12 protein-coding genes and 2 pseudogenes are annotated in these 12,096 nt (G+C 67.5%); 4 read left to right on the top strand and 10 right to left on the bottom strand.

Annotated features, from left to right (window positions below):
- Window positions 1-257 (bottom strand): transposase family protein (locus tag VFB40_RS15075; RefSeq protein ID WP_324851126.1); only part of this gene is annotated, 257 nt, incomplete at its 3' end.
- Between the two features lie 106 nt (window positions 258-363).
- Here VFB40_RS15075 and VFB40_RS15070 point away from each other — a divergent pair.
- Both VFB40_RS15070 and VFB40_RS15065 read left to right on the top strand, forming a co-directional pair.
- A pseudogene (locus tag VFB40_RS15070) lies at window positions 364-1,272 on the top strand (RHS repeat-associated core domain-containing protein); the annotation flags it as partial.
- Window positions 1,273-1,358: 86 nt separating this feature from the next.
- Window positions 1,359-1,868: a hypothetical protein gene (locus tag VFB40_RS15065; protein WP_324851124.1), complete on the top strand. Its 510-nt coding sequence runs from the start codon at window positions 1,359-1,361 to the stop codon at window positions 1,866-1,868.
- A gap of 200 nt (window positions 1,869-2,068) precedes the next feature.
- Here VFB40_RS15065 and VFB40_RS15060 read toward each other — a convergent pair whose 3' ends face one another.
- The 3 genes from VFB40_RS15060 to glnA all read right to left on the bottom strand — a co-directional run bounded on the left by VFB40_RS15060 (window position 2,069) and on the right by glnA (window position 5,062).
- Window positions 2,069-2,956 carry an IS3 family transposase gene (locus tag VFB40_RS15060; protein WP_324851121.1) on the bottom strand — a complete coding sequence of 296 codons (888 nt, stop codon included), beginning with the start codon at window positions 2,954-2,956 and terminating at the stop codon, window positions 2,069-2,071.
- A 2-nt stretch (window positions 2,957-2,958) separates the two neighbouring features.
- Window positions 2,959-3,264, bottom strand: coding sequence for a transposase (locus VFB40_RS15055; RefSeq protein ID WP_324851119.1), 306 nt, complete (start codon window positions 3,262-3,264; stop codon window positions 2,959-2,961).
- Between the two features lie 370 nt (window positions 3,265-3,634).
- Window positions 3,635-5,062, bottom strand: coding sequence for a type I glutamate--ammonia ligase (glnA, locus tag VFB40_RS15050; RefSeq protein ID WP_324851117.1), 1,428 nt, complete (start codon window positions 5,060-5,062; stop codon window positions 3,635-3,637).
- Window positions 5,063-5,491: 429 nt separating this feature from the next.
- On the opposite strand from glnA, the gene VFB40_RS15045 reads away from it, so the two are divergent.
- Window positions 5,492-6,133 (top strand): RDD family protein, encoded by a 642-nt coding sequence (locus VFB40_RS15045; protein ID WP_324851115.1) that lies wholly within the window; start codon window positions 5,492-5,494, stop codon window positions 6,131-6,133.
- A gap of 92 nt (window positions 6,134-6,225) precedes the next feature.
- On the opposite strand, the gene VFB40_RS15040 is transcribed toward VFB40_RS15045, so the two are convergent.
- The 4 genes from VFB40_RS15040 to lipB all read right to left on the bottom strand — a co-directional run bounded on the left by VFB40_RS15040 (window position 6,226) and on the right by lipB (window position 9,243).
- The gene (locus VFB40_RS15040) at window positions 6,226-6,981 is read right to left on the bottom strand and encodes a DUF4191 domain-containing protein (protein ID WP_324851113.1); all 756 of its coding nucleotides are present in this window, start codon (window positions 6,979-6,981) and stop codon (window positions 6,226-6,228) included.
- Between the two features lie 187 nt (window positions 6,982-7,168).
- A complete protein-coding gene (locus VFB40_RS15035) occupies window positions 7,169-7,393 on the bottom strand; it encodes a hypothetical protein (protein ID WP_324851111.1) in 225 nt (74 codons plus the stop codon).
- A 183-nt stretch (window positions 7,394-7,576) separates the two neighbouring features.
- Window positions 7,577-8,536 carry a lipoyl synthase gene (gene lipA / locus VFB40_RS15030; RefSeq protein WP_324851109.1) on the bottom strand — a complete coding sequence of 320 codons (960 nt, stop codon included), beginning with the start codon at window positions 8,534-8,536 and terminating at the stop codon, window positions 7,577-7,579.
- Window positions 8,533-9,243, bottom strand: a complete 711-nt coding sequence (lipB, locus tag VFB40_RS15025) for a lipoyl(octanoyl) transferase LipB (RefSeq protein WP_414642094.1) — start codon at window positions 9,241-9,243, stop codon at window positions 8,533-8,535. Before lipB ends, lipA begins: the two co-directional genes overlap by 4 nt.
- A gap of 203 nt (window positions 9,244-9,446) precedes the next feature.
- Here lipB and VFB40_RS15020 point away from each other — a divergent pair, with 203 nt between their 5' ends.
- Window positions 9,447-10,430, top strand: a complete 984-nt coding sequence (locus VFB40_RS15020) for a Gfo/Idh/MocA family protein (RefSeq protein WP_324851105.1) — start codon at window positions 9,447-9,449, stop codon at window positions 10,428-10,430.
- Here the strand turns inward: VFB40_RS15020 and VFB40_RS15015 are convergent.
- Together VFB40_RS15015 and VFB40_RS15010 are read right to left on the bottom strand one after the other, a co-directional pair.
- Window positions 10,415-11,773, bottom strand: coding sequence for an FAD-dependent oxidoreductase (locus VFB40_RS15015; protein ID WP_324851103.1), 1,359 nt, complete (start codon window positions 11,771-11,773; stop codon window positions 10,415-10,417). The two genes, VFB40_RS15020 and VFB40_RS15015, sit on opposite strands and share 16 nt — an antisense overlap.
- A gap of 119 nt (window positions 11,774-11,892) precedes the next feature.
- A pseudogene (locus VFB40_RS15010) lies at window positions 11,893-12,096 on the bottom strand (hypothetical protein); the annotation flags it as partial.

Below are 12,096 nucleotides of genomic sequence, written 5' to 3'. Positions count from 1 at the left end.
CGGAAGGTCTGGCGCACGCACTGCACGACTGTGCACTTCAGCCGCCGAACGCCCACCACGATCCGCACCCGCCGCGCGTCGAGCGGCACATCAGCCACGACCCGCTTGTGATACGCATGCACCCGGTTCGTCCCAGTCCCGCAGCCCGGGCAGGCCACCGGCCCGCCCGGGGTCCGCGCCCACACCCGGATCAAGCCGCCCTCATCCGTTACGCCCTCGATGACCAGCGGCGCCAACCCGGAGAACACCACGCTCACAAGATGATCGACATCACACACGGCACATCATGCAGCATCCTGACACACCGTCACCACCGAAAGCGCGACAGAGCCGTTAGTTCTACAGTCCCCATTCCTCGGCGACCCCCAGCAGGCCGCCACCGGACTGGTCGATATCGGAGCCCGCGATTACGACCCCAGCCTCGGCGCGTTCATCAGCGTCGACCCGGTGCTCGAAGCCGGCGACCAACGCCAGATGAACGGCTACGCCTACGCCGCGGACGATCCGATTAACGGCTCGGACCCCACTGGGAAAATGCGCTTGGAAGGCGGCGGCGACGGGGCCGCTGACGCCCTGGGAGATATGGCTGATGCCGCACAAGCGTTGTCGGCGGAAGCCGCAGGCATATCGAACGACCTTATCGAGGTTGGAGCATATACAGACGCTCCGATCGGAGTCTACGGTAAGGCTCAAAATAGCCTGAATGATGCTATTGCCCTGCAACAGCAGTATCAGGCGAACGCCGAGCACCTACGCGATGACATGGTGACGTGGCTTAGGGACAATGCAGAATCTAGCAGCCAGCTGAACAGTATTACTACGGTGGCGGCTGCGTGGGATACGAACACTGGCAAAGCCTTCGTCGGTTGGAAAATCACCGGAAAGGGTGGCCCGAGCGGAGACGGTTGCAGTTGGTGCGCAGAAGACGACGTGATTCAGCAAGCCACAAAGGCAGGATCTAAGATCGCGGATCTGCAGCTCGTCACGACGGTGCGCCCGCGCACACAAAAGCCGATTGAAGTGTGTGCCGACAATTGCCAGGAAAAATGGGATCCTGAGCAGGGCGAAATTGCGGATGTCCCGTATGTAAGAGGCGCGCGTTGGGACCGTATCAAGGCTCAAGCTCAGTATGATATAACAGGGTTGGGAGAAAACCCGGGAGTGGATCTCATTTCAGGAGAGCCGGATCCCGAGGCGTTTACTGGAGAGGGCTGGCCTGCGGGCGAAGGTATCGGACTCGCCGAAGGCTTTGAAGAAGGTGGCGACGAGTGAGGGGGATCGTCGGGTCCTGACGCCGAGGCGCGAGTCGGTGCTAGAATGGCGGACAAGGTTGTGCAGCCAGTTATGTGGAGAATTCGTTGGAATGGTTTTCGGAGGACGGCCTAGACCTTACGGGCAGTCAGACCGACTTCTTGGCGGCTCTCAGGGATCGCGCTGCTCTGTGGAGTCATGACCCAGTGTGCAGTGTCGTTTTTGAGGCGGACGAAGCCTATCCGTTCCTACGCGTCGGGTTCGATGTCATCGATAAAGACCGCGAAATGACGCTTCTATGCATCGGTGCTTATTTTAAGAACGATCAGGCGATCTTTGGCCAGATGCACAGCCAAGAATACTGCCTTCTTAATGATTCCGTTGTTGGGAAAGAGGAGGCTTTTGGCGCAGCTGCCGAACTCGGACTTTCTGTAGCCCGGTGGATCGAAGGAGTACTGGAGCGCCCGCTCGTGTATCGGGAATGGTCCGATCTGCCCAGCGGCCGTTTCCGGGAATGGGCATTTGCCGATAGCCAAATCGGTCTTATTGCGAGCGGCAGGGGCCTCCCGCCCCATCTCGAGCAGCCGGGGATAGTGGATGCGGTCAATATCCAGTAGCTGTCGCTCTTCTGGGTGCATCCTCGAAGACGAAGCGCCCACGTGATCGATTTGGGTGCCCAGGTCCCTGGTCGGCAGCTCTTGCCTTGCCCGACTTGCCGCGGCACGGAACCACTCCGGGCTCCACGAGCTTAGCCGCGTGTGTCGCCGTGTGACGGCAGACGATCGCTTGAGGTTCCCCCGCTCGGCCGGGGAGCGGGTTATCTGGTTCCGGCGGGAACTGGGTGATGGTAGCTGGCCTCATACTCGTCGGGCGAGCGCCATCCCGGCTTCTTCTGGATCCGCTGGGTGTTGTACCAGCCATCGATGTAGGCGAACAGTGCGTTCTCGGCTTCTTCCCTTGTCCGCCAGGTGTTGCGATAGACCAACTCGGTCTTGAGCGTGGAGAAGAAGTTCTCCATCAACGCATTGTCGTAACTGTCGCCGACCGATCCCATTGACTGGGCGATCCCGTTGTCAGCCAGGCGAGTCGAGAAGCGAAACGCCGTGTAGGTCGAGCCCCTGTCCGAATGATGGACGAGCTGACCGTCGCGGACCTGCCGAGACCAGAGCGCGTACTCCAGCGCGCCGAGCACCAGCTCGGTGTCGCAGCGATCCGAGCACTTCCAGCCCACGATCCGGTTGGAGAACGCATCGCGCACTGCGGCGAGCCAGAACGCTCCCTGACCGGTCGAGATCCGGGTCGCGTCCGCCACCCACAGCCGGTTCGGTTCGAGCGCGGTGAAGTCTCGCTTGACCAGATCCGGCGCCGGCGTGGCCCTCGGGTCCTGCCTGGTCGATGCAGTGCGCCACTTCTTGCGCAGGAACGCACCCTGTAGGCTGGCGCCGCGCATCAGCCGCTCCACTCGTTTGCGGCCGACCGCGACACCCCGGCGGCGCAGCATCGCGTGCACCCGCGGCGCGCCGTAGGTGCCGCCGGAGCAGGTGTGGATCTCGACGATCTCGGCTAGCAGTCCTTCGTCGGCCAGCCGGCGCGCCGAGGGGTGTTTCGCCTGCTTGCGCCATCCGTAGAAGGTGGAAGACGCGATACCCAGAACCCGCAATACGAGATCGACCGGGTGCTGCGGGTGCTCGTTGACGAACCGCACGATCACCTCCGGGTCTGGCCGATCTCGGAGGCGAAATACGAGCTCGCATCGCGCAGCACGGCGTTGATCCGCTCCAGCTCCGCGACTCGCTTGCGCAGCTGCTTGTTCTCCTCGGCCATCGCGCTGGTCGGCCGGTCGACACGGTCGCCGCGGTCGGCTTCGTCCTGGCGGATCCAGTTACGCAGCGCCTCGTGATGCACGCCGAGCTGGTCGGCCAGCTTCCGGATCACCGGCTTCGGATCGCTCTCCCGATACAACCGGACCGCTCGGGCCCGCAGCTCGTCGGGGTACTTCTTCGGTGCTGCCACTGATGCGCTCCTCCCGGTCCTATCGGACCACGGATTGGAGCTCTCCGGGAAAGCGGGGGAACCTCAGTTCTTTGGAGTGTTGGAAACGCCAGAGGTTCCGAAAGCGGCCAGGCTGACTCCGCGTTAACCCAGCGAGGCCTCGACGCAGGGCATAACGGCGTTCGGGCCGACCCCCGCGTGTGACGGGGGTCGGCCCGAACGCTGTGTTCTTCTACTCTGCACTGCTTGCTTGGTCCAAGATCACCCCACATGGGCGGGAGGCGAGCCGGGTTTGAAGCTGTACCGTCGTATGAACCTGCAAGTCACAGGATTGCGTCTGGCGAGTTCATATTTCCGTGCATCTAACATTTCCGCAGGTCAGAGCGGGTGTTTAGATGTCGTAGTAGAGGTCGAACTCGAACGGGTGCGGGCGCAGCCGGATCGGGTCGATCTCGGCGGAGCGCTTGTAGGCGATCCAGGTCTCGATGAGGTCCTGGGTGAACACGCCGCCGGCGGTCAGGTAGTCGTGGTCCGCCTCGAGGGCGGTGAGGACCGCGTCGAGGCTGCCGGGGACCTGGGGGACCGCGGCGTGCTCGTCCGGGGGCAGCTCGTAGAGGTCCTTGTCGACCGGGGCGATCGGCTCGATCTTGTTCTTGATGCCGTCGAGGCCGGCCAGCAGCATCGCGGAGAACGCGAGGTACGGGTTGCTGGACGGGTCCGGGACGCGGAACTCGATGCGCTTGGCCTTCGGGTTGGCGCCGGTGATCGGGATGCGGATGCACGCCGAGCGGTTGCGCTGCGAGTAGACCAGGTTGACCGGGGCCTCGAAGCCGGGGACCAGGCGGTGGTACGAGTTCACGCTCGGGTTGGTGAACGCCAGCAGGCTCGGGGCGTGCTTGAGCAGCCCGCCGATGTAGTGGCGCGCCGTGTCGGCCAGGCCCGCGTAGCCGATCTCGTCGTAGAAGAGCGGGCTGCCGTCCTTCCACAGGCTCTGGTGCGTGTGCATGCCCGAGCCGTTGTCGCCGAACAGCGGCTTCGGCATGAAGGTGGCGGTCTTGCCGTTCGCGAGCGCGACGTTCTTGATGATGTACTTGAACAGCATCAGGTCGTCGGCGGCGTGCAGCAGGGTGTTGAACTTGTAGTTGATCTCGGCCTGGCCCGCGGTGCCCACCTCGTGGTGCGCCCGCTCGACCTCGAGGCCGACGCCCCGCAGCGCGGCGACCATGTCGTCACGCAGGTCGCCGTAGTGGTCATAGGGCGCGACCGGGAAGTAGCCGCCCTTGTAGCGCACCTTGTAGCCGAGGTTGCCGCCGGCCTCCTCGCGGCCGGTGTTCCAGTGCCCTGATTCCGAGTCGATGTGGTAGAACGACTCGTTCACCTTGCTGTCGAAGCGGATCGAGTCGAACACGTAGAACTCGGCCTCGGGGCCGAAGTACGCGGTGTCGGCGATGCCCGAGCTCTTGAGGTACGCCTCGGCCTTCTTCGCCACGTTGCGCGGGTCGCGCGAGTAGGCCTCGCCGGTCAGCGGGTCGTGGATGAAGAAGTTGATGTTGAGCGTCTTCGCCTTGCGGAACGGGTCGATCCGCGCCGTGGCCGGGTCCGGGAGCAGCTGCATGTCCGACTCGTGGATGGCCTGGAAGCCGCGGATCGAGGATCCGTCGAAGGCGAGGCCGTCGGTGAACACGGACGAAGTGAACGACTCCACCGGCACGGTGAAGTGCTGCATGACGCCGGGCAGGTCGCAGAACCGGACGTCCACGAACTGGACGCTTTCGTCACTGAGGTACTTGAGAACCTCGTCGGCGTTCTGGAATGTCACTATTCCTCCTCGACCCGATGCAGCGGCCGCACCGGAGCGCCGGCCGGACTCGGGAACGCGATGGGCACAGAGCGGGGGCTATGGCTGTGTAGTTTGGAACATCGGCGAGTGCGCGCAAGCCCCCACACGGCTCGTCTGCTTTGCCCGCCAAGGCCTCGACAGTCCGCGCCTGTAGGAGCCGCCCTGCCGCCGCGCTGCGGTGCGGCCGCTCCCGCAGGCCCGATTTCGCATCAGGCTCTGGCTGGGAACGATAGGTAGGGGCCATTTCCCGTCCGTGTCCCTGTTGTTTCCTGCACGTTACACGCGACGCGATCATGCCGCCTCACGACGCGCACGGGCCGGTTCGGCGGGCGGGTGGGCGGCGGGGAGGCCGTCACGGCGGTGGGGCCCGGGCGCCGCCGGATTGTTTCGGGCGGCTACCGTGGACGCATGACACAGTCTTCCGCGTCCGCGGGTAAGTCCGCCGCGCGTGGTGGTGGTAGTAGTGGTTCGGGTGCCGGCAAGCCTAGCGCTGGCGGGGGCGGGAAGGGAGCCGGTACGGGCGGTGGAGGCAGGCCCGGTGGCGGTGGCTCCGGACCGTCGTCGCGCGGTGGGGGAAAGGGCGGTGGGCCATCGGACGCGCGGGCTGCCGTCGGCGGCTGGCTGGAAGGCCCGCGTACCGAGTCCACGCAGGACGAGTGGGCTTACCGCGGCCAGCGCCTCGGCCTGCCGGAGTCCGGGCCCGGCTCGCTGGCGGGGCAGGGGCGCCGGCTCGGCGCGTTGGTGGTGGACTGGGTCATCGCCGAGTTGATCGCGCTGGCCTTCGGCTGGCATCCGTCCTCGGCGCAGGGACAGTGGGGCACGATCGCGATCTTCGGCGCGGAACACCTGGTGCTGCTGTCGCTCTGGGGCGCGACGCTGGGTAAGCGGCTGTTCGGGCTGCGGGTCGGCAAGCTCGGCGGGCCGCTCACGCCGCTGCACGTGATCATGCGCACGGTGCTGCTGCTGCTCGTCGTCCCCGCCGTGATCTGGGACCGGGACGGCCGCGGGCTGCACGACCGGTTGGCGGGGACCGTGGAGATCAGGGCGTAGCGCGAGGCGAAAAAAGGACGGCGGCCGGGGAGCATCCCGGCCGCCGGTTGGTTTGGCGGAGGCTCGGCGGCGAGCCGAAGGTCTGGGATTGGCTAGCGGATGTTGCCGCGCGGGATGCGGCCGCCGCGCGGGATCGGGCCCTTCGGCAGGTTCGCCATCGGGCCGCTGCTCACCGCGGCTAGCCGCTTCGAGTACTCGTTGACCTGCAGCGAGGTCAGCTTCGTGCGGCCGCGCAGGCCGCGCTTCGTCAGCGTCTGCGACAGCTTGTTGAGCGGCACCTGGCCGGCCTCGGTGTTGTCGCCGACGATCACGGACTCCACCTCGACGTCCGGGCCGAGGTACCGCGCGATCGACTTGCGCTCGGTGTTGAGCAGCTGTGTCACCCGGTTCGGGTCGCCCTCGCCGACCAGCAGGATGCCGGCCCGGCCGATCAGCCGGTGCACCAGGTCCTGCTGCCGGTTGAACTGGACCGCCGGGGTCATCGACCAGCCGCGCTTGAGGCTCTGCTCGAGCACCGCGGCGGCCGCGCCGGGCTGCCCCTCGATGCGCTGGTACGCGGTGCGCTGCACCCGGCGGGAGAGGGTGGACAGCGCGACCAGCGCGCCGAACACGATCGCGAACAGGACCGCGAAGACGATCCCGACGATGCTGCCGCCGAACAGGAAGAAGAACAGCACGAACACCAGGGCCGCGGTGCCGCCGCCCCAGCCGAGCATGGCCGTGGTGAGCCGCGGATCGACTTCCTTGGTCACCTTGTAGGCGTAGCCGAACTGCTTGAGGCGGCCGGACGGCGGTTCGGACGGTGCCGCCGGGCTCACGGTCGGCTCAGGGGAGGGGTTACGCGCCATGCTCAAAAGGATATGTCCCCGGCGCGCTGGTTACCGCACCGCCCGGTACCGCCGTGATTGTTTCGGTATCGGTGGCGAAGAGGAAGGGGGCTGACGGTTCGTCAGGTCACTGAGGCGGAGCGCACATCAGCGGAGCGCATGGGCGTGCCACATCAGCGAACAACGTGTTACCGCAGCGCGCGATGCGCTACGCGAACGGCTCCACGTGCGGCTCCAGAAGCGCGGTGGACGCCTCGGCCCTGGCCTTGGCCCGAGCCCGGTCCTCCTGCACCGCCGCCCAGGCGTTGTTCCGTGCGACAGCCAGGCCATCGCCGCGGAAGATAACCCACTCGACCGTGTTCAACACGGTCCGCACCGCTCCACGCCGTGCCGCAGCCCGGGTCGCCGCGGCGCTGTCAATCGTCACCGTCATGCTTCCGTGCCCCCAATCTCAAGGTCGGATCAGCACCACTCAGGGTTGCTGTCTCGTGTTGCAAGGTTACTGCGCACCGGTCAATTCCCGGTGAAGACCGCGCCATCGCGGTGACGGTTGGGCCGACCGGGTCCCGGGGCAGGTCCGCTGCACGAGCCGGAACCCGGGTCCGCCCACACTGCACTAGGCCGCACGCGCCGCGATCGCTTGCTGGTAGAGCCGCCCAGCCCGGTACGAAGATCGCACCAGCGGTCCGGACATCACCCCGGCGAAACCGATCTGCTCGGCCTCCTGCTTGAGTTCTACGAATTCCTCTGGCTTCACCCATCGTGTCACCGGATGGTGCCTTGGGGAGGGCCGAAGGTACTGCGTAATCGTGATCAGCTCGCAGCCCGCCTCGTGCAGGTCGAGCAGCGCCTGGGAGACCTCAGTCCGCTCCTCGCCCATGCCCAGGATGAGGTTCGACTTGGTCACCAGGCCGACCGCGCGCGCCTGGCGGATCACGTCCAGCGAGCGGTCGTAGCGGAAGGCCGGGCGGATGCGCTTGAAGATCCGCGGCACGGTCTCCACGTTGTGCGCCAGCACCTCGGGCGCGGACTCGAACACCTCGGCCAGCAGCCGCGGCTCGCCGTTGAAGTCCGGGATCAGCAGCTCGACGCCGCAGCCGGGCACCTGCGCGTGGATCTGCCGGACCGTCTCGGCGTACAGCCACGCGCCGCCGTCAGGCAGGTCGTCGCGGGCCACGCCGGTCACGGTCGCGTACTTCAGGCCCATCGTGGCCACCGACTCGCCGACGCGCCGCGGCTCGTCGCGGTCGAGGGCGGCCGGCTTGCCGGTGTCGATCTGGCAGAAGTCACAGCGCCGGGTGCACTGCTCGCCGCCGATCAGGAAGGTCGCCTCGCGGTCTTCCCAGCACTCGAAGATGTTCGGGCAGCCGGCCTCCTGGCAGACCGTGTGCAGGCCCTCGCTCTTGACCAGGTTGCGCAGCTGCGTGTACTCCGGGCCCATCTTCGCCCGGGTCTTGATCCACTCGGGCTTCTTCTCGATCGGCGTGGCGGAGTTGCGCACCTCAAGCCGCAGCAGCTTGCGCCCGTCCGGACCGGTCGTGGTCAGGGGCGTCTCGCCGCCCTCGATCGTGGTCACGGGCGCGACTCCTCGGGAATCTGTGCTGATGGGACGCGGACCCGGTCGGTCGCCGCGCCCTTGGGCTCGGTCAGCAGGTGCAGGTGGCGCTCCACGAGCGGCAGCACCTCCTGGATCGTCACCCGGCGGCCGAGCTCCTCGCTGAGCGTTGTAACGCCCGCGTCACGGATTCCGCACGGCACGATCCGGTGGTACCAATCGAGATCATTGTCGCAATTCAGGGCGAAACCGTGCATTGTGACACCCTTGGCGAAGCGCAGCCCGATCGCGGCCACCTTGCGGTCCTGGCGCAGTTCGTCGCCGGGAACCCAGACGCCCGAACGGCCCTGGACGCGTTCGGTGTACAGGCCGAGGTCCGCACAGACTTCGATGATCACCTGCTCGACGCGCCGCACGAAGTCGACCACGTAGACGCCCTCGGGCAACCGCACGATCGGATACCCGACCAGCTGCCCCGGGCCGTGCCAGGTGATCTTGCCGCCGCGGTCCACGTCGACGACCGGTGTGCCGTCGAACGGACGGTCCATCGGCTCGGTCCGCTTGCCCGCGGTGTACACCGGCGGATGTTCGAGCAGGATGACGGCGTCAGGCACCAGGTCGGCCACTCGCGCGGTGTGCCGCGCGCGCTGGTCGTCCCACGCGGTCTGATAGTCGACCGCCTCGGCGCCGAAACCGGCCCGGATGATTTCCAGTTCGCCCACGGTTATGACTGTACGACGTGCTCGGGGGGCCTGGTGCGCCGGTGATGGAGCGTGGCCCGATGTGGCCCTTGGAATGGACTGTACGGCCGTGACCTCAGTCACAGCGCGATGCGACGAGGCGTGGGCGGACGCCTTGGTTCGCATATCGCGCAGGAGGCGCCGCGCTATAGGGTGAGGCAGCAGCGACGATCAAGGAGGGGAGCCGCACCATGGCCGAACGGATCCGCTGGGGCATCGCCGGGACCGGCGTGATCGCCGCCGCCTTCGCCGAGGATCTGCGCCTGCTCGACGACGCCGAACTCGTCGCGGTCGGCTCGCGCTCGCAGCAGGCGGCGGACCGGTTCGCGGACGCGCACGGCGCCGCACGCCGGCACGTCGGCTACGACGCCCTCGCCGCCGATCCCGAGGTCGACGCGATCTACGTCGCGGTGCCGCACACCGGCCACGAGGAGGTCACCCGCACCGCGCTGGCCGCCGGAAAGGCGGTGCTGTGCGAGAAGCCCTTCGCCATCAACGCCGCGCAGACCGAGCGGATGATCGCGGCGGCTCGCGCGGCCGGGGTCTTCCTGATGGAGGCGATGTGGGTCCGGTTCCTGCCGCACCAGGTGGGGCTGCGCGAGCTGATCTCCGCGGGCCGCATCGGCGAGATCCGCTCGTTGGTCGTGGACCGCGGCGAAGTGCTCAGCTCCGACCCGGCACACCGGGTGCTCGACCCCGCGCTCGGCGGCGGCGCGCTGCTGGACCTCGGGATCTATCCGGTCTCCTTCGCCTCGATGCTGCTCGGCACGCCCGACCGGGTCGCCGCGTTCGCCACCCAAGCCGTCACCGGCGTGGACGCGCAGACCTCGGCGGTCTTCGGGTACGCCAGCGGCGCTCAGGCGTTGGTCACCACGGCGCTCGACGCGCGCACCGCGAATACGGCCTCGATCACCGGCACCAAGGGCCGGATCGACATCGTGGACTGGGCCGACGGCCGGTTGCCCGCGAAGCTGACCCTGCTCGACGGCACGACGCAGAACCTTGAGTTCCCGCGCGAGGGCAAGGGGCTGCGCTTCCAGGCCGCCGAGGTCGGGCGTTGCCTGCGCGCCGGGGAGCCGGAGAGCCCGGTCATGCCGCTGGACGAGACGCTGTCGATCATGCGTACGCTCGACCTCATCCGCGAGCAGATCGGGCTGCGCTACCCCGGCGAGTAGCGGACGTCCAGGTCCTCAAGCACGGCCTTGGCCGCACGGTGACCGGACTGCAGCGCGCCCTCGACGTTCGGTAGGTCGCGATGGTCTCCGCACACGTACAGCCCCTTGATAAGCCGGACCGGCCGGGCGAAGTTGTGCGGCGACTGCATGGTCACCACGGCGTGCTCGACGTGCCGGATATCAAGGGTCTCCCAGCGCCGCTGCGGCACGCCGTGCAGGTGGGAGAGCCGGCCAAGGACCGCGCGGTCCAACGCGGCCGGTTCCTTGCCGTCGTCGCCGAACACCGTCGTCGCGACCAGTGCCCGGCCCGGCGGCGCGAGCCCTGGTGCGGCGCGGCTGACCACGGCTGTGCGCGCGATCGGAGAGCCGGGCTCGGCGTCTACGAGCACTGACGGAGCGCGGTCCGGCTCGAAGGGCAGTTGCGCGTCGTCCACCGAGTGCCAAAGCGTTGTCGCCGATCGCATCCGCGGCTCGTGCAGTCCTGGCAACAGTTCCATCGCACCGTACGGATCGGCCGCCACGACCGTTGCACGAGCTCTGATTTCCCCGGTGACCCCGACCACTCGGTCCGCGCGCACCGTGTGTACCCGCACGCCGAACTGAATCGTGCCGGTCGGCAGTCTTCTGACAAGCTCCCGCACGAGCGCGTTGATGCCTGCGCCGGCCACCGCGAACCGGCCCCGCACCAGCAGCCGCAGCAGCCAGTCGGCGCCGCGCACCGAGGCGGCGAGGTCTTCGTCGGCGGCCAATGCGGCCAGATAGGGCCGCAGGAACTGATCTACGAGCTCTGCGGAGTAGCCGCGTACCGCGTACGAGTCCGCAGCCGAGTGCTCCGGGCCGTGCAGTGCCCGCTCCGGCGCGGTCGTGCCGAGCCGGTACAGGAGCTTGGACAGGCGGGCCTTGTCCGCGGCCGTCCCGATCGGCATACGCAGCGCCGAGAACGTCTGCTGCGGCCTGGTCGGTGCGGCGCCGAAACGCACTCGCCGCACGACGTCGTTAACCTGAACGCTGCCCGCCAGTGCGCCGGCTCGCTCCCCGCTGCCGAGGTCGCCTGTGCCCTCCACCTCTCCGGTGAGACCGCCTGAGCAGATCCGTATACCTGCTGCGAAACCGCCCAGCTGAAGCTCGGCCGGAGAGATCGTCTGACGCAGGGTCGGCCAGGTCGTGTGCAGCAGGTGCGCACCGTCGCCGAGCACGAATCCGCCGACCCGAGCGTCCCTGGCGCGGCCCCCGGGATCGTCAGTACTCTCCAATACGGTCACGGCCAGACCTGCGGCGACCAGTCGTGCGGCCGCGGCGAGCCCGGCTATTCCCCCGCCGACGACGCATACGTCCGTGCGCATACGAATCCCCCAGCGAGATCAGATCGGCATCCCGGTCTACTTACCCGCTGGGGGATCGTCAGAATCCGAATACGCGCGCGGCCGGGCCGGCGGGCCCGCGCCGACGCGGTGCGCCCGGCTTACAGGCCGGAGGCGAAGGTGTACGGCTGGAAGGCGACGTCCTGGCCGACGTCGAGCTGGATGACCTCGTGCGGGGTCAGCTTGATGTCCGACGGGTTCCCGGTGTACTTCTGCCCGTTCACGTACGTGGTGACGGTGCCCGAGGCCGGGCCGACCTGGCTGTTGGACAGCGGCTGGTTCCACTCGGCGAAGATCTGGCCGAG

Source organism: Actinocrinis sp., assembly GCF_035650855.1.
In the GTDB taxonomy this organism is placed as follows: domain Bacteria; phylum Actinomycetota; class Actinomycetes; order Streptomycetales; family Catenulisporaceae; genus Actinocrinis.
This window is presented reverse-complemented; position numbering and strand designations above follow the sequence as displayed.

Coding starts and splice junctions, on each gene's coding strand:
- VFB40_RS15045 (WP_324851115.1), top strand. CDS start 5,492: ATGACACAGTCTTCCGCGTCCGCGGGTAAGTCCGCCGCGCGTGGTGGT.
- VFB40_RS15040 (WP_324851113.1), bottom strand. CDS start 6,981: ATGGCGCGTAACCCCTCCCCTGAGCCGACCGTGAGCCCGGCGGCACCG.
- VFB40_RS15035 (WP_324851111.1), bottom strand. CDS start 7,393: ATGACGGTGACGATTGACAGCGCCGCGGCGACCCGGGCTGCGGCACGG.
- VFB40_RS15020 (WP_324851105.1), top strand. CDS start 9,447: ATGGCCGAACGGATCCGCTGGGGCATCGCCGGGACCGGCGTGATCGCC.
- VFB40_RS15015 (WP_324851103.1), bottom strand. CDS start 11,773: ATGCGCACGGACGTATGCGTCGTCGGCGGGGGAATAGCCGGGCTCGCC.